A 22,062-nucleotide genomic window follows, 5' to 3' on the forward strand; every position below is an offset into this window, starting at 1 on the left:
AGGGGCGCCTCCTGGTAGTGATCAACTCCCCGCGCGGCTGTCGGCCTCACTCCCCTGGTTGCAGGTCCGCTCCGCCAGAGAGCCGACACACAGGTCACGCTCGGCACACTCGGTCAAAATTCGCGGCAGCGCCTCCAGGGTGGTGCGCCACGAGCCGGGTGCCGATGTGCAGTCGGAGTCGTGCAGCAGGATGGTGCCCCCAGGGCGGAGTTCGCGGATCACTCGGCGTGCCACCGTGTCCGGTGTTGCGGTCCGCGTCCAGTCCTTCCCGCACGCGGTCCACAGCACGGGCGTCATCTCCAGCCGCCGGGCCGTGGTCAGCGCCGCGGCCGAGAGTATCCCGTAGGGCGGTCGGTAGTGCAGCGGTCTGCTCCGAGTCGTCTCCGCGATCAGGCCGTACGCGCGCGCGATGTCGCGGTGCGTCGATACCGGCCCGCGCGCCAGCAGGCAGCGGTGGCTCCAGCCGTGCAGCGCTACCTCGTGACCTTCCTCGACGATCCGAGCGCCGAGCGCCGGTGCCCGCTCGAGCATCGATCCGAGGAGGAAGAACGTCGCGTGCACGCCAGCAGTGGCCAGTGCGTCCAGGACGGCAGGTGTCGACGCCGGATCCGGACCGTCGTCGAAGGTCAATGCGACCGTGCCGGTATCCGCGTATCCCGACAGGCGAGGGGTCAGGTGCGCGCGAACCGTGGAGATCGCCGTGACCGATGGGAGCGCATTGAGCATCACGGCACCGGCACCAGCGCTCATCGCCTGCGCGACAGCGGATTTCATGCGCTCGTTCGCCCACGCACGGCTTTTCGCGCTTCCCACTCGCTGCACAGCATGTCAGCCAGTCCCAGCCGCGCGTGCCACCCCAGTTCCCGGCCGATTCTGGCGATATCGGCGATCACGCGGGGCGGGTCGCCCGGCCGTCGGTCGCCGACCTCGTACCGGAACCGCTCGCCGGTCACCGCGTGGGCGGCATCGAGAATTTCGAATACCGAATACCCGCGCCCGGTGCCGACGTTGTACACCGAATTCCCCGTCCGGCCGCACTCGAGCCGTTCGACAGCGCTGACGTGTGCGTTCGCGACATCGAGCACGTGTACGAAGTCGCGGACGCAGGATCCGTCCGGCGTCGGGTAGTCCACACCGAAGACGACCGGCGGCCGGCCGGTCGAAATCGCTTGCAGCACATTGGGAATCAAGCCGGTCGCGTTTCGATCCCCGAGCCCCGGGCCGCCCGCCCCCGCGACGTTGAAATAGCGCAGTACGGTCGAGCTCAGCGCGTCGAACGCCGCGGCGGCGTCGGCGACGATCCACTCGCATGCGAGCTTGCTGCGCCCGTACGGGTTTATCGGGCACGGCGGTGTCTGTTCGCGTACCGACCCGTTTCCGACCTGCGAGCCGTATATCGCTGCGCTGGAAGAGAATACGAGATGTTCGACGCCGGTAGCATGCATCGCGGCGAGCAAGGTGCGGGTTCCGCCGGTGTTCTGCTCGTAGTACTCGAGCGGGTGGGACATCGAATCCACTGCCGATTTCCGGCCGGCGAGGTGGGCGACTCCGGTGATTTCGTGTTCGCGCAGCGCGGTGGTCATGGCCGCGAAGTCGGTGACCGACGCCGCGACCGTAGCGACATCATCGGGTATCGCGGCGCGGCGACCGGTGGAGAAATCGTCGAGGACGACCACGGACCGGCCGGTCGCGCGGAGCGCGCGCACCACGTGCGATCCGATATAACCGCCACCACCGGTAACCAGCCAGCTCACCCTACCCTCCTCGGGGTCGGGTCGGTCTCCGCCTCGAGCCTGCGCGCGGCCGACGCGCGATCGCGGCCGAGACATGTCACACCGACAGATACCGCCAGCAACGCGAGGACGAAGGCGGCGCCCGCGCCGCCTCCGGGGATCTCGTCACCGAGCACGGTGACACCGAGTACGACGGGAACGAACGAGGAAAGAAAGCTGGTGACCGGAAACGTGAGGACCGCGGCGCCCGCCTGCAGACCGCGCTGCAGCAGGCTGATCCCGAGCACCGAACATACCGCGAGGACATACGGTGTCGGCGTGGCGAGCATCGTCCAGGGACGGTGTAGCTCGAAAGTGAGTCCGACCTGGCGTGTCGCGACCGTTGCGATGCCGTAGGCGATTCCCGCCGCGGTGCCGAACCCGAGCGCCGCGACCCGTGGTCGTGGGGTCCTGGCACCGAGGTCCCCCACGACCGCCCCGGCCGCGGCGGCCGCTACGCCGCCAACGACGAACAGGAGCATCTGTACGTTCGACGCGGGCGAACCGAGTGCCGATTCGTCGTTGAACGCGTACGCCATCAGGCCGGTGCCGAGCATCATCGCGACGATCCCGTAGCGCCCGACCGCCGCCAGCCGTTCATCGAGACCGCGGCGGGCAATCACAACGAGAAACACCATGTCAAGGGTCAGCAAGGGCGCGACCAGAGTCGCCGGCGCCACCGAGAACGCGTATGCCTCGGCCGCGAAACCGCCGATCTCACAAGCCAATCCGAACAGCCACAGCGGCCGCACGGCGAGCCGCGCCAGCAACAGCAGTCCCAGGCCGCCGCCGTGCGCGGTCCGCCGCGCCGCCGTGGCCTGGATTGCCGGGGCGCACCCGTACAACGCCGCGGCTACGATCACCGCCGGCAACCCGTACGTCAGCGACTGATTCACGGCGCCGACGCCCGGCCGCCCAGCCCGACCCGATCCAGCGTGGCGCCGAACGCCTCTTCCCACGCCTCGGGTTCGACGGCAATTCGAGTCGGCGGTGGTTCGATTCGCTCCAGACAAGCCAGAACGCAACGCCGGATCGCCTCCGGTTGCGCGGACGTCACCGCGGCAGCGCCACGCACGAGCTCCTGATGGAGGTTGTCTCGACCGTGTCCGGGCACGACGTCGAGCAGGAGCAAGTCGCGGCCGATTACTCTCGCCTCGGCGCAGGTATCCCCCGACGAGGTGATGACGAGGTCGGCGGCGGACATCAGCACGGGAATCTCGTCGGTGAAACCGAAGGGGACGATCAGCTCCGCTCCAGCGGCCATCGACCGCAGCCGGGCTTCCAGTCCGGCATTGCGGCCCGCGACCACCAGCACGTGAACGCCTGCGCGCGCGATCAGGTCGGCCGCCTCGGCCAGCGGACCGACACCCCACGCCCCCGATATGAGCAGCACGCATTTCGCGTTCCGGGGCACGCCCAGCGCGTCCCGCGCCTCGTCTTGCGGCGGCGCCCGGTAGAACTGCGGGCGTACCGGCGCCGGTACCACCGCGATTTCCGCGTCGGGTTCGAAGCGTCGGATGTAGCGGGCCGCCGGGTCCGAGGTCACCAGGTAGAGATCGGTGTTGGGATGCACCCACAACCGATGCGGGCAGGTGTCGGTGCAGAACACCGCATTCACCACATCGGGATGACGATCCTTGATCCGACTGGCCGCGGCGGCGCCGGTGGCGAACACCGACACCAGCAACTGCACCGGCCGGTCGCGCAGCCGCGCGTCCAGGGCGGGAACCAGGTAGCGGCAGGATGCCGCGTCGATGAACCGGGCCAGCCGGCCTCCGGAGCGCAGTTGCCCGAAGTGGAAGGCGTCGTACAGGCCGGGCACGGCGAGCATGCCGCGAAACACCTTTTCGCCGAGCCCACCTCGACGGTTTCCCATCATGCGCATGCTGTCGACGGTGTCGGTCGCCCATCCGCGCCGGCGCAGCGACACCGCGCATGCGTCGGCCATCACATCGTGTCCCATACCGAGCGAGCCGGACAGCAGCAGCGCGGAGGGAGTCGACATAGCTACCCGTTTCCGCGGGCCGCGGCCGTGTCCGGATGCTCCGCCAGATACCACTCGACGTATCGCCGGACGCCGTCCTGGAAAGAGGTCGTGGGTCGCCACCCGATCAGCTTCTCGGCCAGGGCGTTCGATACGTCGATGCCCCGGAAATCACCTGGCCTCGCCGGCACATGCTCGATGGGGGTACCGGGAAACCGCGCCTGTACCGTCTCCGCCATATCGAGCACACTCACCCGCTCGCTGCCTTCGAGCGCGATCACCTGGTTCTCGGCAGCGTCGTCGAGCACGCGGGCATGCGCGTCGGCGAGGTCCTCGACGAAAACGTAGTTGCGGAACTGTTTGCCATCTCCGGCGACAGTCAGCGGCTCACCCGCGATGGCTTTGCGAACGAATCGGGCCAAGACGAGTTCGTCTCTCATGCCGGGCCCATACGGCACGCCGTAGCGCAAAATCGTGAACGGCACGTCGTAGGTCTCGGCGTAGCTGTGGATCAGCATCTCCGCGGCGATCTTCGTCGAGGTGTAGATGTGGCCGGCCTTGGCCAACGCCATCGGCGCCGCCTCCGTCAGCGGCCGCGTCCCGTCCGAGACGTCGAAGGCGGCCCCGTACACCCACACGGTGCTGGCGAAGACGACTCGGCGCAGGCCGTGGACACGGGCCGCGTCCAGAATGTTGGCGGTGCCGTCCACGTTCAATCGCACCGTCCGCAGCGGATCGCGATGCGCCACATCGACATTCGACATGCCGGCCAAATGGAAGATCACCTCGAGATCCGCCGAAGCGCCGACGACGGCGGACGAGTCGAGCACGTCCAGCCGGCGGAATCGCGCCCGGGGGTCCGGACTCGACGGGGCGACCGTATCCAGGGCGTAGACGGTGTGTCCGGATTCGGCGAGCCGATGAATCACGTGGGCTCCGATGAAGCCGGAGCCGCCTGTCACTCCGATCCGCATGTCTTGTTCAGCCTCCCATCAGTGTGTCTCGGACCTCGCCCAGCGCAGCCAGCACATGATCGACCTCGGCATCGGTCATGTCCGAATGCAACGGCAGGCAGATGTGCCGGGCACAGATATCGTCGGCAACCTCGAGCCGCCGGCCGCCGAAGCGCTCGAACACCGGTTGCCGATGCAGCGGCGCCTCGTACACCTCACCGGTCAGCGCAACCTCGAACCGTTCCTTGACCGCCTTCTTGAACTGCGCCCGGTCGATGTCGTCGGTGGGCAACACGATGTACTTGTAGTAGTTGCTGCGCCCTTCCGGAGCGATGGCGAGCCGCTCGAATCCGTCCATCGCGTCGATCGCCGCGTCGTAGCGGTGTGCCGCGGCCTGGCGCACCCGCAGAAATTCGGGAAGGTGACGCAGGTGAACCAGGCCGACCGCGGCGTGCAGTTCACTCATCCGCCAGGCGTACCCCTCGCGGATGTGCACGTTTCCGAGGAAGCCGGCCTTGCCCTGGTCTCGGTAGATCACGGCTTCGTCGCGGATACGCTCGTCGGCGGTCACGATCATTCCGCCCTCGCCGCTGGTCAGCACCTTCGTCGGATAGAACGAGAAAGCTCCCGCGACGCCGAAGGAGCCCGCGAACCGCCCGCCGTAGCTACAGCCGTGAGCATGCGCCGCATCCTCGACGAGCACGATCCCCCGCTCGTCGCACAGCTCCCGCAGCGCCGGCGCGTCGGGCGAGACCAATCCGCCGATATGGACGAGCACGACGGCCGCCGTGTCGGGTCCGAGCGCGGCCTCCACGGTTGCGGGCGACAGCGCGAAGGTATCGCGATCGACGTCGGCGAAGACCGGGTTGCCGCCCGCGCGCAGCACCGAAAATCCGGTGGCGGCGAAGGTATTCGCCGGCACGACGACGTCACGTCCGGCAACGCCGACGCTGCGCAGGATGATCTCCAACGCGGCGGTTCCGCTGCTGACCGCGACCGCATAGGGAGCGCCGTGGGCGGCCGCGAAATCGGATTCGAACTCTCGCGTGTTGGGCCCGAGAGTGAGCGCACCGGTGCTCAGCGCGGTGGTGACACGACGGGCGATTTCGTCTCGATCATCGTCGGTGAACAGGATTCGCGCAGCCGGAATCTGCATGCGAGCCTTCCCTCGTCAGCGAAGTATCCATTTGTCGGCTACCGCGGACGCCATCGGACCAACTCGAAATGCGCCGCCGTACTGCCACTACACAACCGGGCTACGCACGAACACGGAAGGCCGAGTACCCACCGGCTCCAGCCGCGGCATCATCCATTTCGACCAAGCAGGACGAATCTTACACGGACGAGCACCTCTACCAGCGATTATTCGCTCGACGTCGTCGCCCGATCTCACCGTGCCCTCGAAGTGGTACATCGAATTCGGCACCCCGGTTCCGACCGCGGTGAAAGGGTGCGGACGTTTGGCGAGCAGTGTGTACAGCGCGGGAAGTAGGGCAACCCGAGCAGCCGGGCCAGCGGGGTAATGTCGGCGAGCTTGGGGTAGATCTCCTCGGAGCCGACGATCGAGCACGGAACGATCGGCACGCGCGCCTCGACCGCCGCAGAAGCGAATCCGCCGCGTCCGAACCGCTGCAGCTTGTAGCGCTGACGGTAGGGCTTGCCGACACCCTTGAATCCTTCGGGGAACCACTCCGGCCAGCTCGCCGGAGCGCAGCAGGCGTTCGGCGTCGGCGGGGCAGGCCAGGGTATGCCCGGCCTTGCGGGCCAACCCGCCCAGGATGGGCAGTTCGAAGACCAGATCAGCGGCCGGCAACCGCAGAAGCCGTTGTTTCGGGTGTCGGTCGTGCACGGCCAACTGGAGCATCAGTGCGTCGATGAGGAGTACGCCCGCGTGGTTGGCCACGATCAGGGCGCCGCCGGTTTCGGGGATGTTGTCGATTGCGGAAACACTGCCGGCCTCTCGGCCGGTTCGAACCCACCGGGGCGGGGATCAACGCGGCGTCGCTGTGGACAGTCGCGGAACGGTCAGCGGAGAGTGACGGTGATCGCGCTGCCGACCACTGTCGCGGTGACGCCGAGCAGGTGTTCGGTGATCATCGCGGCGATCGGCTGGATGTGGCGGTCCTTGCGGGCGACGACGGCGAGAGTGCGGGCGTCGATGACGTGAGTGAAGGCGAGATCGCCCACCGTCGTTGCCGCGAGCATGTCCCGCGGAAGCCTCGGAGCGGGTAACGCACGCACGGCGTCTCGCACCCGGCGGATAACGCCGACCGCGTGCTGCGGGATCTCGAGCGGGTGGTGGATCGGGGGCGGGGGCAGCATCGCGGTGGTCATCGCATTTCCTCGAATCTCCGGTATGGGCGGTTGTGTCGAGTCGCCGCCCTGCCGGGCCGGTGGGTCATGGATGACGCGTGTCATAACCGGGGGGGCTTGGCTGGCGAGCCTCGCACAGATCAGTTTATACAACAGAATATTGTAAAAACTAGGAGGTGGGTCACATGCCCGGCACGGACCCGGCGCTGCCGGTCGGGGTGAGATGGGCCAGGCACAGATCGGGTTCGGCGAATGCCTCGAGCCGCTCGACAGCCAGCGGCGCGGCCCGGCCCTCCAGCACGCCGTGCATCAGGCCCAGATGGATCGGGCACACCACACTCGCACGAGTTTCGGCCAGGTCGAGGAAGGGGCAGTGCCGCAACCGGATTCGCGTCCGACCGCTTTCGATGTCGGGTTCGGGGTCGAATCCGACCTCGTCGAGCACCCGCACCAAATCGCTCACAGCCTGCTCGGCGGTCGGCGCCACGGCATCCATGTCGCGAGTCAACGCGCGGCCCCAGCTGCGCCCGGCCTGCTCCGCACGATCCAACGGGTCGGGATCGGAGGCCAGCTGGGCGGTGAGGATATCGGCGCGCAACCGGTAGTTACGCCGCCCGGCGGGGTCCATCCCGCGATGGGCGCGAAACATTTGCGGAGGCCGGCCCGGGCCGGTGCGCGGACTGTCGACCCGCTCGGCCTGCCCGGCCTCGACCAGCGCCTCAAGGTGAAAACGCACCGTGTTCGGATGCAACTGCAGGTGCGCGGCGATATCGAGGATGCTCAACGCATCACGCGAGTCGCGCAATACCGCGAGCACCTCGCCGCGCCGCCCACCACCCGTCGCACGCGAGCCGGACGGCGTGGCAGCGGACCTCGTTTCGCGTGTCACGGCTGGGCGCTCCGTTTCGGCAGCGCGGCAACCAGCGGCGTATCCACCCCGGCGGGGCCGAGTTCGCCGCCGGGGTACGTCACCACCACGCCCGCCGAGGATGCCGAACCGAGAGGGCCGTCCGAACCTCACTCTCGGCGGTATCGACCCGTCGCTGACGCTGTACGACACGCTCGGTGAGTCGGTGCCGATCCTGTTGCCGCGCTTCGATATCGGCGCCACCGAGGGCGGCGATGTCGTCGCCCGTGGGTTCCGGTGACTCGTATCGCCGGCCGGTGGTGACGACCGTGTTCGATGTGCTGATGGCGCACTGTGCGGCGTCGATAGCCTCGCGACGCCGATGCCGGTGCGGTCGAAGCGGTGCTTGCCGGGAGCCACTCGCCGCCGCGATAGATCGAGGTGCCGCTGGCGTTAGTCGTCGTGTTGCTGATCTTCGTGCGCGGAAAGGAATTTCGGTCGCAGGTCGGTGTCGATTGCACTGGCGGGAGTGCTGTCCGGTGCGGTGTACTCGTGGCTGAACAGCTGGGGTCCGGCGGTTGCTCTGTCGCTCATGATGTGTTCTCTCTGTCGTTATCGGATATGTAGCTGGTGCGCGTTGCCGGATGTGTCGACCCGGCGGATGGTTCCGCTGCTGCGCCACTGTCGTAGGGCTGCTGCTCTGCCGGTGCGTCCGGGAAGCTGGGCCAGCAGTTGGTCGATCGTGGATTCGTCGTCGACGCGGCAAGCCATCGCCATCACGGCGCCGGCCCTGTGGGGATCGGTGCGTGGCGGGATGATCAGAAGGATCTGCCGCCGGTCGCTGGCGCCGAGGATTTCGATCGTATGCGCGGTGCCGTGCCGGTTCCCGTCGAGGCGGACACTGCGTCCGGCGTGGGCAAGTTGTTGTGGGGTGGGAGTCCATTCGCCGGGCTGGTAAACCACGCGGTGGATCGAGTCGAGCCGTCCCGCGATCGCGGTGATCAGGTGGGGCAGTTCGGCGGCGAGATCGGTGCTGTGTGGCCACCAAGCGCCGTCGACATACCCCGTTTTCGTCTCGGCTGTTTTGAGTTGCACGCGTGCGCAATGCTCGCGGTACAGGTGTGCGGGGTTGGGGATGGGGCGGGTCGGGCAGTTCATGCCGACGCTCCTGACTCGGCCGCGGATCGGCCGCATTGAGGGAAGCCGGCGACGTGACGACCATGAGATCGGTCGGGATGTCGCCGAGCCGTACCGTTCGCTCCGCTCAGGCGTCGCCGGCGCTGGGCCCGTTCGCGGGCCGTGGCGGTCCTGTGGTGAGCGATGGAGAACACACACCCCGAGCAAGCGAATCATGCAGGCGCTGGTTGCGAAGAGTGATCCAGCGGCGTTCGACCGCTCGTGGTTTGCCGATCCGATATTCGATCGTCAGGACCGTGATCCCGTCTCCGGATCAGAAGCGCCGAGCGGACCCTGTTGTCCACCGTCCGCTGCTACGAGACCGGGTGTCTACCTCGACGCTACGGGAATCTGCCGCCCGTGTCCACGTGGGCCCACGCCATCCGCGCACCGCCCATGCCCGGCCGGATGCCGGCGAACGCTCTGCCGCCCGGGTCGGCAACCCTCCGAAAAGCACGAAACCCGCGCCACAGGCGCGGGTTTCGTGGAGACTCGGTCCCTAGATGGCGCGAACGCTCTGGGCCTGCGGGCCCTTCTGGCCCTGGCCGATCTCGAATTCGACGCGCTGTCCCTCATCCAGGGACTTGAAGCCGGAGCCGGAAATCTCGGAGTAGTGGACGAAAACGTCGGGGCCTCCCCCGTCCTGAGCGATGAAGCCGAAGCCCTTTTCGCCGTTGAACCACTTCACACTGCCCTGCGACATACTGATGTACAACTTCCTGTTGCGAGCCGAGCGATCATGTCAACAACCCGTGCTCGTCAACCAGCATGTCACATGAACGCTGACCGGCCCGCGCCCGGCCCGGCCGAACGAACCTCGCCGATGTCTCTGCGGGCCGGGCACTGGGTGAATATGCCGATGAGAAGTCGGCACAACGCGACGCCGCTGAACCCGACCTCCGGGATTGGTCAGTGGTTGTGTCACTCCTGCTGCGGGAGACTACCGGTGGTGTAGGACACCGGCCAGCGGGTGACCCCCGGCGAGTGTGACCGGCCGGTGCCGTACTCGATGGTGGCGGCCGATTCGCCGGTGCGTGTGTCGGGCACGTTCACGTCGTCTCTGTGGAGTTGTTGCGCTGGTCGAGGGTGTGTTGCAGTTCGGTGTTGAGGCGTTGGGCCTCGGCGAGTTGGTCTTCGAGGATGACGATGCGGCACGCGGCGTCGAGGGCGTTGCCGGCGTCGACGAGTTCACGCACGCGTGCGGCGATGCGCAGCTGGTAGCGCGAATAGCGGCGGTGCCCGCCGGTGGATCGTTGCGGGGTCAGCAGTTGCGCGGCGTCGAGGCTGCGCAGAAACGCTTGGGTGACACCGAGGATTTCCGCGGCGCGTCCCATCGAGTAGGCGGGGTAATCGTCGTCGTCGAGCTTGTCGGCGGCACTGGAACCGTCGGCGGGGTGGGGGTTGGGTAGTTGCACAGGGCCTCTCGGTGTCAACGCCGACAGGCCCCGGCGCGGTTGCGCCGGGGCCTGGAATCTACGGAAGGGGGAATGATGTCATTACTGTTCACCAGCCCGTGAGGGCCGCTTTCACACACCGCATCCGCTGCTTTCCCGGATGCGGAACTGATGATCGTCTGTTCAGTGACCACCTCCTGGATCGCCAATATTGCTGCGGTGCTTGGACATTCGATTGTTCGGTGATGCTTCGTCCCCTTCCGGCGGGTCCGGTCGACTGCTCCGGGTCTATCTGTCATCCGCCGGAAGGGGACGGTGGAACCTAACTTCTTCCGGGCAGTTCACCTGCCCGGCCACTCGGACTCATTAATTCGAACAACAGCGACTCTACAACGACCTCCAGCGAATGTCTACACCCGACACGACAGATTTTCGGCTGCCGGTGGGAGTGCTTATGTCACATGCATGGGCCGGGTTTCGCGGGCATGGGTACCGGGTAGGACCGAGCGGACGTAGGGGGCGAGACTCAGGGGTACGGCTCCACCCGGGCGCGGGTTCAAGGTCGTGGATCGGCGAACCGCAGCACGGCTATCGGGAGCTGACATGGGCAATGACCCGGTACTCGAATTCGCCAACGAGGCGATTCGGCGCTCGTCAGCGCGGATGTTCGCCGCCGACGCCAGACTCGCCGCAGCTCGACACCGCGCGCCGCACCGCGACCCACACCCGAAGGCCGCTGTTTCATCCGCTCAGGCCTGCGAGCGGTCCCAACAGCCCTCGCGGTTGAGCGTCGGCGAGTGCGCACAGCATCAGCAAGGGACACACTGGAAGTGGTAGCGTGGCCTGCGATTTCCCGGCTGGACACGGTGCCGGCGTGAGATGACCAGTGGCAGGGCTCCCTCGCCGGCACCGGGCCTTCCGGTCCCTCGATTCCCCGGCTCAATGAGGAAGTCAAGGGCACAACAAGCCGGCTTGGGCAAACCGGCCCGCGGAAACCCGTGGCACACACCAAAACATCGGCGAAAGCGCCGCCCCGACAGCGTGTGATGTTGTGGCGCTTCACAACCTAGCGCATACCCCGGGCGAGCGAACCCGCATCCGGCAACTTCGCAGACACGAAATCGACAGCTCCGCTGCCTGTTTCGCTCGCGCGACCGCTCACCGTCTTCTACGGTGAGGTCGAGGGCCCCGGCGGACCGAGCCGCCGGGGCCCTCGTCGCGCTCGGCCGTGAGGGCTCCGGCGGTAACTTCGAGCGCAGACAATGACCGGACCGATTTGGGCGCAAGCGGTTACATTCCGATCCCGGATTCGTTCAATTCAGCGACGCGAAAACCACTTAATTCGACCATAAGTAGCACACCGGGCACAGCGAATTTCTTCAGGCCACGAAACCGGCACGTCGTCGCGTCACGATCGAGTCGATCCACCACAATGCTGCACATGACGAACACGGCCGTAAGCGGGTTGGCAAATCGGCAGGCAGACCGGGTTCACCATGCATCGCAGCCCCGGGAGGGATTTCGGCCCGATATCGAGGGGTTGCGAGCAGTCGCGGTCGTGGCGGTTGTGTTGTTCCATGCGGGAATTCCTGGAATCAGCGGTGGATTTGTCGGCGTAGACGTCTTTTTCGTGATTTCCGGATTTCTGATCACCGGAATACTGTGCCGGGAGGTGCGAGCCGGCGGCACCGTCGCGCTGGCCCGTTTCTACGGCGCACGTGCTCGGCGGCTGCTGCCCGCGGCGGGCATCGTGGTGGTCGCCACCGCGATCGGCGCGGCGGTGCTGCTGCCGCCGCTGCAGGCGCGCCAGGTCCTCGGCGACGGGATCGCCAGTGCGTTGTATGTCGGGAACAATCGGCTCGCCCTGCGCGGCACCGACTACCTCGCGGCGAACGAGCCCCCTTCGCCGTTCGAGCACTTCTGGTCACTCGGCGTGGAGGAACAGTTCTATCTGGTGTGGCCGCTGCTCATCGTCGCGGCGGCGTGGCTCGTGCGGCGCCGCCGCACCGGATCGGCCACCGCACTCCCCTACCTGATCATTCTGGCGGTGGTCGCCGCGCTCTCGTTCGCGATCTCACTGATCTGGACCGGCACGCTCCCGCCGTGGGCGTTCTTTTCGCTGCCCGCCCGGGCGTGGGAATTGGCCGCCGGCGGCCTGATCGCGCTCTCGGTTGCCGTGTGGTCCCGGTTGCCGCACTCGGTGGCCGCGCCGGCCGGATGGATCGGTCTTGTTCTGGTCGTGGTGGCCTGCACCCAGTTGAACGGCAGGACACCGTATCCCGGCAGCGCGGCCCTGCTGCCCGTCGTGGGCACCGCTCTGATGATCGTATCCGGCTGCGCCGCAGCACGTTTCGGGGTCGGCTCGCTGCTGACCCGCGGTCCGATACGGGCGATCGGCGGCTTGTCCTACGCCTGGTACCTGTGGCATTGGCCGGTGTTGCTGCTGGCGCCGCATATGCTGGGACACCCGCTCGGGCGAGTCGGCGCATTCGGTGCGCTCGTGATGGCCGGCGGGCTTGCCATGCTCACCCAGTGGACGATCGAGAATCCGGTTCGCTTCGCGGCGCCGTTGCGGAACTCGGCCGTGCGCAGTCTCGCCTGCGGGGGGACCTGCACCGCGCTCGCCGCGAGTGTGGCACTCGCGCTGCTCGTGCTCGTACCCGCCCCGGTCGGGCACGGTGTGGCGGCACCGTCCCTCGTACTCACCACGCCCCGGGACTCGGCCGCGCCCGCCGCCGACCCCCGCGACGAGGCGGTCCGGCAGCTGATGGCACAGGCGCACACCGCGGTCGCCGCCTCGGCCGAAATCCGTGCTGTCCCATCAAATCTCACCCCTTCGCTGGACAGCGCACCCGGCGACAAGGCCGATGTGTTCACCAATGGCTGTGTCCGGTCGTGGCGCGAGGCCGGCCAGGCCGAGTGCGCCTCGGGTGATCCGGACTCGCCCACCACGGTGGCCTTGGTGGGCGATTCCCATGCGGCGATGTGGAATCCGGCGCTGGAGCCGATCGCCGAGGCGCGGCACTGGCGGCTGGAAACGATGGCCAAGGTCACCTGTCCACTGCTGGACCTGCCCATCACCAGCCCGTACCTGGACCGGGAGTACACCGAATGCGAGCAATGGCGCGGCCAGATGCTGAACCGGCTGCGAAACGAACACCCGCGGTTGATCGTCCTGGACATGTCCCGGCGCTACGGCGGCGATTTCGGTTTCGTCTCCTACGATCGAGCCTGGGTCGAGAGCCTGGGCCACCTGGTTGCCCAGTTGCGCGCGATCGGTTCGGCCGTCCTCGTTCTCGGGCCGATCCCCGATCCCCACACCACGGTGCCGACGTGCCTGTCCGAACACCTCGACGATGCCACCGCATGCGCACCCGCACGCCCGGTCGGAGTGAACGACGCCGGTGTCGCGGCCGAGCAGGCAGCAACCACGGCAGGCGGCGGCCAGTACGCCGATCTCACCTCGATGTTCTGCACCGCCGCCCGCTGTCCCGTCATCGTCGGCAATACCTTGGTGTTCCGCGACGACAACCACCTCACGGTCAGCTACGCCCAGATCCTCGGACCCGCGATCGGCGCCCTCACCGACCGCGCCCTCGCCCATGAATGACGAGCGTCGGGTACCGGGACCGACGCATTGCCCGCTCGGCTCCTACGGCAGAGTGGTCGCGGACATGAAGTTCCACAGTCGATCTCGCAAGTCCTCGCCGGCTGCGCCGGACGGCCATTGATGCAACTGCCCGTTTTCCACCCGGTACTGCACGGAGGTCCCGCTCCGGCACGGTCCGTATCCTGCCGTCGTGCCGAATGTGTCGCTGGACTTGGCCGGCGGGACGGGGCAGCCATCGCGATCTACCCATGCGTCGACGTTGGCCACACCGGCCAGCGGATCGGAGATCGGGTCGATCTGCCCCTGGGCGATGCCGGCGGAGATCGGCCGAGCGGGTTTGCAGGGCGACCCGGGACTGGGAACCAGCAGGGTTGGGTTCGGGAGGGTGGGATCCCCGCCCTCCCAAGAGGTTACGTCCGCGAAGACGTCGGGGGCATCGCACGCCATCCGCTGCGACATGATGCCACCGTCGGACCACCCGCTGCTGTAGACGCGTGCGGTGTCGACGCACCACGTCGCCTCGATGTCGGCGACGACCGAGCGCAGGAACTGGACATCGATCGAGCCCTGCTGAAACTCCCAATCGTTGCCCACCAGACCGTTACCGGGATCCAGCGGCAGATTGTTCGCGTTGCCCTGCGGGTAGGCGACGATGAAGTGGTGCGCGGCCGCATAAGGAGTCCAGCCCGAGACCTGCTCGAAATCTGCCGCATTGCTGGCATTCCCATGCTCAGCGAGTAGCAGCGGCACCGAGTGTCCGGTCAGGCCGGCAGGAACGTCGAGCCGATAGATCCTGGTACCGATCGTCCGTACAACGGTGCCGGCTGTCGGTGCCAGGCCGCACTGCGCCGCGGCGAGTCGAATTCCGCTCCGATCACTGTGTGCCCCATTCCCAACCTGCAACGACGTGACGACTGCTGCGATGGCGGCCACGGCCGCGGCGAGTCGAATTGCGATAGCGCGCATACTTTCCCATCATCGAGCCGACGACGGGCAGTAGCCTACTGCGGCCGCGATTCTCACCAGTGGTAAACGGCCGAATCGGTACCGACGCGCGGTCGCCCCAGCAACGTGCGGCTGCTCGCAGCGGGGCGGCTATGCGGCCGGCGGTCGCAGCCGGCCGCTGAGCACCGGGCGTTGGATGAGGTCCTCCCGAGAGGTGTTGAAGCCCGTGACGAGCTCGCCGTTCTCGGCGTACCCATGGTGGAGTTCCTGTTCCCGGATCGGCGCCCAGGAACCACCACCATCGATACGTTCGCTTCCTGCGTGGACGGATCCACCGCGATCAGGTCCGCAAGAGCAGGATCCGACTGTACAGCGTGCCTGGATCGTCTGCGTCGCACTCGAAGCCGCGCACTCGAAGCCGGCATCGTCAGCCTCGACTGAGTCTTCGCCACCCCCTCGACCGAGGTAGCTTGTCATTGCCTGACGGTGACGCGGAGGGAAACTCCGATTGAATACTTCCCTCAGCAGGCAATTTCCGCTCGATACTCGAGCGCTGGAGGTTTGCTAGCGATGGCGGAGCGGGTAACAGAACAGTAGGTCGGCGTCCTGCCCGGCGCCGGCCTGCGCGTGAGCCGGAAGGCATGACGGGTTACGCAAAGTCGTTGCGGTGCCGCCGGGCCGATCGCCACCCCGGCGGCATCGCTACGTTCGGTGAGACGGCAATGTTCGCCGACAACAGGCTGGGTCGCCGAAAGCCGGCTGTGGTCAGGGCGTCGGCGGCAGCATCGGGGACGGGGGCTCGTGAACCGTGACGAGAACGACGACGTCGCCGTAGGGGGCGCTTCCCCGTGCCAGCCGGTGGCCGAACTTCGCCAGGGGGATCTGCCACCGGTACTTGGCCTCGATCTCGGCCTGAACGAACGACACCAACGTGCCTGCGGTCACTACCTGCGCGTGCCCCTGGCGCTGATGGGACCCCAGCGCCGGATGTCCGCGCCAATCGCCGGCCTGGACGAGCACACGGCCGTCGCGCAGCAGATCGTCGGCTTCCGGAGCTCGGGAGGAGACGCGAAATGCCAACTGGCCGAGTCCGATAGGGACAACCAGCCGTGGCACGGTCACCAACTGCTTCGGCCCGGCGACCCGGGTGACGAGCACCGTCTTGGCTTGCTGCCACTCGCGCGCGACCCCGGTCGCCGGAACCCGGTTTCGCGGCGTCGCCCGCGCCACCGGGACCGGGCGTGCGAGCCGAAGGGGTGCGGTGGGAATATCGGTCAGGGTGTCTGTCATCGCATTCGCTCCTCTCCGCGACGAATTCCGTTGCCTGCTATCGCCGCCAAGGCGTACCGGAGACCGGCCTGGACCACCGGCCGCGCCGTGCCGGGGCCGGCACGCGCCGTTCACGAAGGAGAGAGTGCCCAGTCCTCGAGGGATCTCACGGATCCGGCAGCTCGGGCTCGATCGGCCCCCGCACGAGCATCCTTGATCGGCCGACTTCGATGGTGCACGCACGTGGGCGCCTCGGCAACGATCCTGATCACAGTGGGCGCGCGGCGGCGAGCAAGTGGGGCTCATCGACGCGCACTCGATCGCCGTCGATTCCGAGTTGCGGCTGTCATGCGGACGCGGGCACTACGCCGCCGCTGACCTACTCGACCGAGTTCCACACGGTAGCTGCGCCTTTGGTGTGCGGACCGCGGTGAGCACCTGGACCGCGCCTACAACCAGTCCGCCCAGCACTGCCGCAGAAGTGCGCACATCGGGATTCGCGCCCAGTAGACCCACGCGCGACGCGAATGACGTTGTCACGCATCGGATTCGGCGGGCGATGGATCACCCTCGGACACCTGATCGTCTGCCGCGGCATGGCGCCGCAGTCGCAGAGCCAGCTCCACATGACCGTTGTCGAGCAGGAAACCCAGAAACAGCGCGCGAAACGCCGAATGCACCGAATCCGGCGGCAGCGTGCCCGGCACCGCCAGTTCGTGCAATGCCAACCCGTGCGCCAGGGCCGTGAACGCCGGTGCGGCCGCGTCGGGCTCCGGGGCTCCGGCCGCGCGCACACCCGCGGCGGCGGCCCGGCGTGCGGCATCGAGCGCCCGTGCGGCGGCATCGCGGAACTCCGGGTGCCGCGCGGAGTGCAGATAGGCCTCGAACAACGCCGGCGTCTCCGGCGAGCGCGGGGTCGCGGCCGACGACAGCGCGGCGGCGATCTCGTCGGGTGTGCTGTGCGCCTCGGCCAACGCCTCGGCGAGCGCGACCTGGGTATCGGCGTCGGCGTCGGTATAGACCCGCAGCGCTTCCTCGGTCAGCGCGTCGATCGAGTCGAAGAAGTAGCCGACCGTGGTCAGCGGCAGTCCGGCTCGTTCGGTGACCGCGCGATGAGTCACCCCGGCCACGCCCACGGTCGCGGCGACCTCGACAGCGGCCGCGAGCAGGGCTTCGCGGCGAGCCAGGGCACTGGGACGGTGGCGGCGCGCGGTCACGATGCAACCCTAGGCCATCTCTGTAAGTTCTTACAGTTTTCCTCTGGGCAGAGTCTGTACATTCTTCTAGACTCAGCCGCCATGACGTCCCTTCACGCATTTCGCGACGATGCGCTCGCCGAGCACGACGCGGTCGCCCTCGCCGAACTGGTCCGCAACGGTTCGGTGAGCCCGCAGGAACTCGCCGCCGCCGCCATCGAGCGAGCACGCGCGGTCGACCCGCAACTGGACGCCGTCGCCTGCGCGATCTACGACGCCCCGCGCTATCACTCGAAGTCCGATTCCGCCCTCTACGGCGTGCCGACGTTCGTCAAGGACAACACCGACCTGGCGGGACTGCCGACCAACCACGGCAGCGAGGCGTTCCGGGCGCGGCCGGCCGCGAAGAACGGCGCCTACGCCGAGCAGTTCCTCGGCACCGGACTGACGGTGCTCGGCAAATCGCGACTGCCGGAGTTCGGCTTCAACGCCACCACCGAATTCATGACCGAACCTCCGACGCGCAACCCGTGGGATCTGGATCGCTCGATCGGCGCCTCGTCGGGCGGTTCGGCCGCACTCGTCGCCGCGGGCGTGGTGCCGATCGCACACGCCAACGACGGCGGCGGATCCATCCGCATCCCGGCCGCATGCGGCGGGCTCGTCGGGCTCAAGCCGAGCCGCGGCCGCCACATCGACGGCGAACAGGCCCGGCATGTGCCGATCCACATGATCTCCGAGGGCGTGCTCACCCGCACCGTGCGCGACACCGCGGCCTTCGTCGCCGCTGCCGAAAACGTCTGGCGCAACCCGAAACTCGCCCCCATCGGCGAGGTCCGCGGCCCGGCACAACGACGGCTGCGCGTCGGGCTGCTCATGCGCAGCGTCACCGGAGCCGAGGTCGACGCGCCCACCCGCGCCGCGGTCGAGCACACCGCCACACTGCTGGAGAAGGCCGGGCACGTCGTCGAACCGATCGCCCTCCCGGTCACCGAGCAGTTCGCGGTGGATTTCGTCCAATACTGGGCGCTACTGGCCGATCTCGCGGTGAGCACGGGCAAGCTCATCCTGGACCGGTCGTTCGACGCGGCCGCCACCGACGGACTCACCCGCGGACTGCGCGCCCATCACCGCCGCAACCTGCACCGCACGCCGACGGCGCTGCGCCGGCTGCGGCGTATCCCGGCGGCATATGCGCGAATGTTCGCCCGGCTCGAAGTCGTTGTGTCGCCGGTACTCTCGCACACCACACCGCCGCTGGGCCACATCGCCCCGACAGTCGCCTTCCCGGAACTGATCGACCGGCTCACCCGCTACGTCAGCTACACGCCACTGAACAACATCGCCGGCACCCCGGCGATCTCCCTGCCGATGGGCCGTACCACCGAAGGTCTGCCGGTCGGCGTGCAACTATCGGCTGCCCACGGTGACGAACGCACCCTGATCGAACTGGCCTACCTCCTCGAAGCCGAACAACCCTTCCCCCGCATCCAGGAGCACCCGAACCCCTGACACCACGGTGCGGCGAGAGGTGTGGCCACGTGCGTGCTGTATGGATGGATTGCGACAGCGGGTTCGATGATGCGCTCGCATTGATGGTGCTCGCGCGCGCACCTCACATCGAGCTCGTCGGAATCTCTACCGTGGTGGGAAATGCCAGTCTGGCCAACACCACCGCCAACACTCTGGCCGTAGCCGAGTTCTGCGGACTGAACACACCGATCTACCGCGGGGCCGCCAAACCGCTGGCGCAGGAGCCGCAGACCATCGAACGGCTCCTCGGCGCCGGCGCCATGGGCACCCTGGGGCGCCGTTTCCCCACCGCCGGTCGCACCGCCGAGCCCGTCGATGCGGTTCACGCGTTGGCAGCAACGCTGCGCTCGGCCGCACCGAGGTCGATCACCATCCTGGCGACCGGGCCGCTGACCAACATCGCCGTGGTGTTGCTGCTACACCCCGAGCTGGTCGACGCCATCGACTCGATCGTGTGGATGGGCGGCTCGACGGCCGGCGGGAACCACACCGCCGCCGCGGAATTCAACGCCTACGCCGACCCCGAAGCTCTCGACGGGGTACTGCGCTCCGACGCCGCGGTCCGCATGTTCGGCCTCAATCTCACCCACCAAGTCCTCATCACTCCCGAGCACGAGCAACAGGTGCGGGCCATCGGCACCGAACGTGCCGCCATCGTCGCCGACCACGTCGGCTTCTACCTGCGCATGAGCGACCCCGCGACACCCCGAGCCGCAGCCCTGCACGACCCCTCCGCCGCCGCCTACCTTCTCTGGCCGGATCTGTTCGAACTCGCCCCCGCCCGCGTCGATGTCGAACTCGGCCGAACCATCGGCCGCGGCGCGACCATCTGCGAGTTCCGGGTCCCCCGCAAGGCCGACCCGAACGCCCTCGTTGCCACTACCGCACAAGGCGACGAAGTCGTGACCCGCATCATGGCCGCGATATCCGCACACCTCAGCTGAGTCGGCGCACCCCGGGAGCCGGAGTTATCAGAAGGCGAAATCAGCTGCGGGAGTGCATCATTCGTCACTTACCAGGGCTCGGCCCGCTTTCCTCGGTGATAGCAGAAACCGGGACGACGCTCACCGGTCGACAGCGGAGGATCCGCGGTCGTTGCGGTAGCGGCCGGGGGATGTGCCGAATTGCTTCTTGAACGCGTGGGAGAAGGCGTAGGGGTTGGCGTATCCGACCTGTTCGGCGATGGTGGGCAAGGGGTCGGTGGTGTCGCGCAGCAGTGCGGCGGCTCGCGTCAGGCGCCACCAGGTCAGATATCCCATCGGCGGCCGGCCGACGAGGCCGGCGAATCGGCGCGTCAGAGTGGCGCGCGAGACTCCGGTTTCCGCGGCGAGGCTGTCGGTGGTCCAGGGCGCGGCCGGTGCGGTGTGCAGTGCCCGCAGGGCGGTCGCGGTGACCGGGTCGGTGAGCGCGGCCGACCAGAGACCCGCGTCGTTCTCGTTCATCCACGCGCGGATCATGTAGACCAGCAGCAGATCGAGCAGGCTCGGAACGGCGATGCAGGAACCGGGGCTGCGCTGGTCGGCTTCCAATGCCAGCAGGTCGATGGCGGCGCGCAGTTCGCGATGATCGCCGATGCGATCCGGAAGGTGGATGACGGTCGGCAACTCCGCAACGAGGGGATGCTGCCCTCGGCGGTCGAGCCGATACGTCCCGCACAACACCTCGAAACCGCCTGCGCCCGAGTCTGTTTCATTCGGCTGTGCCGCACGCCATTGCTCGAACGGGATCGCCCGCGTCGCGGCCGGCGTGTCGGTGGCCCGGTCGGCGAGCAGATGCCCGGTCCCGTGGGGCAGCAGAACCGCGTCGCCGGTGCCGAGGGTCACCGGATCGCCCTGGTCGGGAAGCAATCGGCAGCTACCCCGCAACACGATGTGGAAGCCGGCGCCGGAGTAGGGCGCGAGCCGGGTGCACCAGTCGCGCTCGCGGGTGAACAGCCGGCTCGACGACGGCTGCCCCAGGCGCACGGCCGCGATCGCATCGCTCAGCACATCCATAGAACAATCCTACGGATAACGCTCACGGCTGATCCGTTCACGTATTCAACTGTGCATCCTGGGCATTGATCAGCTCGGCTGCGGTCCATACCGTCGCGAGTATGGAAAGTTCGCAGAGCATCGTGCTGGGTGATGTCGAAATCTTCCGCGTGATCGAATGGCAGGGCACCCTGATGCCAGGCCCCGACCTGCTGCCGGACACGACCGATCGGACCTGGCGCGCCAACGAGGACTGGCTCGCACCCGATCATTGGGATCCCGCTACCGAGCTGGCGGTCGCGGCAATCCAAACCTGGGTAGTGCGCAGCGCCGGGCGCACGATCCTGATCGACACCGGGGTCGGCAACGGGCGCGAACGGCCCGCCCGCGCGTTGTTCCACCACCGCCAGGGTGATTTCCTCGACCGTCTGGCTCGTGCCGGGGTGCATCCGGACGATGTGGATCTCGTGATCAACACTCATGTGCACGGCGATCACGTCGGCTGGAACACCCACGACGTCGACGGGCAATGGGTGCCGACATTTCCCAACGCCCGGTACCTGATTCCGGCCGCCGACGACGCCTACTTCGGGCCCGACGGCGGCTACGCGGGCGGGCGCCGCCCCGACGACCGGCTGCTCTACGACGACAGCATCGCACCGATCCATCGTGCCGGTCAGGCAGTCCTCTGGGACGACAGCTACCGGATCGACGAGAACCTGATCCTGGAATCCGCGCCCGGCCACACCCCGGGTTCCGCGGTGCTGCACGTGGACTCCGGCAGCGACCGCGCCGTCTTCGTCGGCGATATGGTCCACAGCCCGCTGCAACTGCTCGAACCCTCGCACAGCAGCTGCCTCTGCCTCGACCCACACCGGGCCGCCACCACCCGGCGCCGAATTCTCGAACGCGCCGCCGACCGACGGCAACTGGTGATCCCCGCCCACCTCGCCGGGCCCGGAGCAGTCGAAATACACCGGACGGGAACACATTTCACACTCGGCGAATGGGCCGTGGCCGCAGCGGCACCACGCTGACATCGGCAACCCCGGACTCCCGCATCGCCGACCTGGCCCGTTGGGCGCCGCGGCCACGCA

The 22,062-nt window shown here is 67.7% G+C and carries 22 protein-coding genes and 1 pseudogene; 5 read left to right on the top strand and 18 right to left on the bottom strand.

The window, feature by feature from the left end; genetic code table 11:
- Nucleotides 1–21: 21 nt before the first annotated feature.
- From NE2_RS19760 to NE2_RS19795, 9 genes and pseudogenes are all read right to left on the bottom strand, one after another.
- Nucleotides 22–774 (bottom strand): polysaccharide deacetylase family protein, encoded by a 753-nt coding sequence (locus NE2_RS19760; protein ID WP_106958579.1) that lies wholly within the window; start codon nucleotides 772–774, stop codon nucleotides 22–24.
- Nucleotides 771–1,754 (bottom strand): UDP-glucose 4-epimerase GalE, encoded by a 984-nt coding sequence (gene galE, locus NE2_RS19765; RefSeq protein ID WP_063028228.1) that lies wholly within the window; start codon nucleotides 1,752–1,754, stop codon nucleotides 771–773. Before galE ends, NE2_RS19760 begins: the two co-directional genes overlap by 4 nt.
- The gene (locus tag NE2_RS19770; RefSeq protein ID WP_063028230.1) at nucleotides 1,751–2,668 is read right to left on the bottom strand and encodes a DMT family transporter; all 918 of its coding nucleotides are present in this window, start codon (nucleotides 2,666–2,668) and stop codon (nucleotides 1,751–1,753) included. Before NE2_RS19770 ends, galE begins: the two co-directional genes overlap by 4 nt.
- Nucleotides 2,665–3,777 (bottom strand): MGDG synthase family glycosyltransferase, encoded by a 1,113-nt coding sequence (locus tag NE2_RS19775; RefSeq protein WP_063028232.1) that lies wholly within the window; start codon nucleotides 3,775–3,777, stop codon nucleotides 2,665–2,667. Before NE2_RS19775 ends, NE2_RS19770 begins: the two co-directional genes overlap by 4 nt.
- A 2-nt stretch (nucleotides 3,778–3,779) precedes the next feature.
- Nucleotides 3,780–4,718, bottom strand: coding sequence for an NAD-dependent epimerase/dehydratase family protein (locus NE2_RS19780; RefSeq protein WP_218018631.1), 939 nt, complete (start codon nucleotides 4,716–4,718; stop codon nucleotides 3,780–3,782).
- A 19-nt stretch (nucleotides 4,719–4,737) separates the two neighbouring features.
- Nucleotides 4,738–5,865: a DegT/DnrJ/EryC1/StrS family aminotransferase gene (locus tag NE2_RS19785; protein WP_063028236.1), complete on the bottom strand. Its 1,128-nt coding sequence runs from the start codon at nucleotides 5,863–5,865 to the stop codon at nucleotides 4,738–4,740.
- Nucleotides 5,866–6,191: 326 nt separating this feature from the next.
- Nucleotides 6,192–6,657: pseudogene (locus NE2_RS35080) on the bottom strand (lysophospholipid acyltransferase family protein); the annotation flags it as partial.
- Between the two features lie 77 nt (nucleotides 6,658–6,734).
- The gene (locus NE2_RS19790) at nucleotides 6,735–7,043 is read right to left on the bottom strand and encodes a hypothetical protein (protein ID WP_063028238.1); all 309 of its coding nucleotides are present in this window, start codon (nucleotides 7,041–7,043) and stop codon (nucleotides 6,735–6,737) included.
- Nucleotides 7,044–7,203: 160 nt separating this feature from the next.
- Nucleotides 7,204–7,911, bottom strand: coding sequence for a helix-turn-helix transcriptional regulator (locus NE2_RS19795; protein WP_063028240.1), 708 nt, complete (start codon nucleotides 7,909–7,911; stop codon nucleotides 7,204–7,206).
- 100 nt (nucleotides 7,912–8,011) lie between these two features.
- Here NE2_RS19795 and NE2_RS35790 point away from each other — a divergent pair, with 100 nt between their 5' ends.
- The gene (locus tag NE2_RS35790) at nucleotides 8,012–8,170 is read left to right on the top strand and encodes a hypothetical protein (RefSeq protein ID WP_157110948.1); all 159 of its coding nucleotides are present in this window, start codon (nucleotides 8,012–8,014) and stop codon (nucleotides 8,168–8,170) included.
- A gap of 152 nt (nucleotides 8,171–8,322) precedes the next feature.
- Here the strand turns inward: NE2_RS35790 and NE2_RS35795 are convergent, their stop codons facing one another.
- The 5 genes from NE2_RS35795 to NE2_RS19810 all read right to left on the bottom strand — a co-directional run bounded on the left by NE2_RS35795 (nucleotide 8,323) and on the right by NE2_RS19810 (nucleotide 10,379).
- Nucleotides 8,323–8,463, bottom strand: a complete 141-nt coding sequence (locus NE2_RS35795) for a hypothetical protein (protein ID WP_157110949.1) — start codon at nucleotides 8,461–8,463, stop codon at nucleotides 8,323–8,325.
- Nucleotides 8,464–8,481: 18 nt separating this feature from the next.
- Nucleotides 8,482–9,063, bottom strand: a complete 582-nt coding sequence (locus tag NE2_RS19800) for a DUF5994 family protein (protein WP_063028242.1) — start codon at nucleotides 9,061–9,063, stop codon at nucleotides 8,482–8,484.
- Nucleotides 9,064–9,544: 481 nt separating this feature from the next.
- Nucleotides 9,545–9,748 (bottom strand): cold-shock protein, encoded by a 204-nt coding sequence (locus NE2_RS19805; RefSeq protein ID WP_030517997.1) that lies wholly within the window; start codon nucleotides 9,746–9,748, stop codon nucleotides 9,545–9,547.
- A 218-nt stretch (nucleotides 9,749–9,966) separates the two neighbouring features.
- Nucleotides 9,967–10,092 carry a hypothetical protein gene (locus NE2_RS37455; RefSeq protein WP_267468826.1) on the bottom strand — a complete coding sequence of 42 codons (126 nt, stop codon included), beginning with the start codon at nucleotides 10,090–10,092 and terminating at the stop codon, nucleotides 9,967–9,969.
- Nucleotides 10,093–10,094: 2 nt separating this feature from the next.
- Complete coding sequence (locus tag NE2_RS19810; protein WP_218018633.1) at nucleotides 10,095–10,379, bottom strand: helix-turn-helix domain-containing protein; 285 nt, start codon at nucleotides 10,377–10,379, stop codon at nucleotides 10,095–10,097.
- Nucleotides 10,380–11,880: 1,501 nt separating this feature from the next.
- On the opposite strand from NE2_RS19810, the gene NE2_RS19815 reads away from it, so the two are divergent.
- Nucleotides 11,881–14,049, top strand: coding sequence for an acyltransferase family protein (locus tag NE2_RS19815; protein WP_063028361.1), 2,169 nt, complete (start codon nucleotides 11,881–11,883; stop codon nucleotides 14,047–14,049).
- 42 nt (nucleotides 14,050–14,091) lie between these two features.
- On the opposite strand, the gene NE2_RS19820 is transcribed toward NE2_RS19815, so the two are convergent.
- The 3 genes from NE2_RS19820 to NE2_RS19830 all read right to left on the bottom strand — a co-directional run bounded on the left by NE2_RS19820 (nucleotide 14,092) and on the right by NE2_RS19830 (nucleotide 17,480).
- The gene (locus NE2_RS19820; RefSeq protein ID WP_167356754.1) at nucleotides 14,092–14,982 is read right to left on the bottom strand and encodes a CE1 family esterase; all 891 of its coding nucleotides are present in this window, start codon (nucleotides 14,980–14,982) and stop codon (nucleotides 14,092–14,094) included.
- A 777-nt stretch (nucleotides 14,983–15,759) separates the two neighbouring features.
- Entirely contained in the window at nucleotides 15,760–16,284 is a 525-nt protein-coding gene (locus tag NE2_RS19825) for a hypothetical protein (protein ID WP_063028248.1), read from the bottom strand.
- Between the two features lie 515 nt (nucleotides 16,285–16,799).
- Nucleotides 16,800–17,480, bottom strand: a complete 681-nt coding sequence (locus NE2_RS19830) for a TetR/AcrR family transcriptional regulator (RefSeq protein ID WP_063028250.1) — start codon at nucleotides 17,478–17,480, stop codon at nucleotides 16,800–16,802.
- A gap of 81 nt (nucleotides 17,481–17,561) precedes the next feature.
- On the opposite strand from NE2_RS19830, the gene NE2_RS19835 reads away from it, so the two are divergent.
- Both NE2_RS19835 and NE2_RS19840 read left to right on the top strand, forming a co-directional pair.
- Nucleotides 17,562–18,971: an amidase gene (locus NE2_RS19835; RefSeq protein ID WP_063028252.1), complete on the top strand. Its 1,410-nt coding sequence runs from the start codon at nucleotides 17,562–17,564 to the stop codon at nucleotides 18,969–18,971.
- A 29-nt stretch (nucleotides 18,972–19,000) separates the two neighbouring features.
- Nucleotides 19,001–19,936, top strand: coding sequence for a nucleoside hydrolase (locus NE2_RS19840; protein WP_146165277.1), 936 nt, complete (start codon nucleotides 19,001–19,003; stop codon nucleotides 19,934–19,936).
- A gap of 120 nt (nucleotides 19,937–20,056) precedes the next feature.
- On the opposite strand, the gene NE2_RS19845 is transcribed toward NE2_RS19840, so the two are convergent.
- On the bottom strand, nucleotides 20,057–20,986 hold the full coding sequence (locus tag NE2_RS19845; protein ID WP_063028256.1) for an AraC family transcriptional regulator: 930 nt from the start codon (nucleotides 20,984–20,986) through the stop codon (nucleotides 20,057–20,059).
- A gap of 101 nt (nucleotides 20,987–21,087) precedes the next feature.
- Here NE2_RS19845 and NE2_RS19850 point away from each other — a divergent pair, with 101 nt between their 5' ends.
- Nucleotides 21,088–22,002 (top strand): MBL fold metallo-hydrolase, encoded by a 915-nt coding sequence (locus NE2_RS19850; protein WP_063028258.1) that lies wholly within the window; start codon nucleotides 21,088–21,090, stop codon nucleotides 22,000–22,002.
- The last annotated feature ends 60 nt before the right edge of the window (nucleotides 22,003–22,062 follow it).

The sequence above is a fragment of the Nocardia elegans NBRC 108235 genome (assembly GCF_001612845.1).
Taxonomy (GTDB): Bacteria; Actinomycetota; Actinomycetes; order Mycobacteriales; family Mycobacteriaceae; genus Nocardia; species Nocardia nova.

Bases quoted from the DNA above. Each gene is read 5' to 3' on its own strand.
- NE2_RS19760 (WP_106958579.1), bottom strand. From the start codon at position 774: ATGAAATCCGCTGTCGCGCAGGCGATGAGCGCTGGTGCCGGTGCCGTG.
- NE2_RS19775 (WP_063028232.1), bottom strand. From the start codon at position 3,777: ATGTCGACTCCCTCCGCGCTGCTGCTGTCCGGCTCGCTCGGTATGGGA.
- NE2_RS19785 (WP_063028236.1), bottom strand. From the start codon at position 5,865: ATGCAGATTCCGGCTGCGCGAATCCTGTTCACCGACGATGATCGAGAC.
- NE2_RS19790 (WP_063028238.1), bottom strand. From the start codon at position 7,043: ATGACCACCGCGATGCTGCCCCCGCCCCCGATCCACCACCCGCTCGAG.
- NE2_RS35790 (WP_157110948.1), top strand. From the start codon at position 8,012: ATGCCGAACCGAGAGGGCCGTCCGAACCTCACTCTCGGCGGTATCGAC.
- NE2_RS35795 (WP_157110949.1), bottom strand. From the start codon at position 8,463: ATGAGCGACAGAGCAACCGCCGGACCCCAGCTGTTCAGCCACGAGTAC.
- NE2_RS19800 (WP_063028242.1), bottom strand. From the start codon at position 9,063: ATGCGGCCGATCCGCGGCCGAGTCAGGAGCGTCGGCATGAACTGCCCG.
- NE2_RS19805 (WP_030517997.1), bottom strand. From the start codon at position 9,748: ATGTCGCAGGGCAGTGTGAAGTGGTTCAACGGCGAAAAGGGCTTCGGC.
- NE2_RS19810 (WP_218018633.1), bottom strand. From the start codon at position 10,379: ATGGGACGCGCCGCGGAAATCCTCGGTGTCACCCAAGCGTTTCTGCGC.
- NE2_RS19815 (WP_063028361.1), top strand. From the start codon at position 11,881: ATGACGAACACGGCCGTAAGCGGGTTGGCAAATCGGCAGGCAGACCGG.
- NE2_RS19825 (WP_063028248.1), bottom strand. From the start codon at position 16,284: ATGACAGACACCCTGACCGATATTCCCACCGCACCCCTTCGGCTCGCA.
- NE2_RS19835 (WP_063028252.1), top strand. From the start codon at position 17,562: ATGACGTCCCTTCACGCATTTCGCGACGATGCGCTCGCCGAGCACGAC.
- NE2_RS19845 (WP_063028256.1), bottom strand. From the start codon at position 20,986: ATGGATGTGCTGAGCGATGCGATCGCGGCCGTGCGCCTGGGGCAGCCG.
- NE2_RS19850 (WP_063028258.1), top strand. From the start codon at position 21,088: ATGGAAAGTTCGCAGAGCATCGTGCTGGGTGATGTCGAAATCTTCCGC.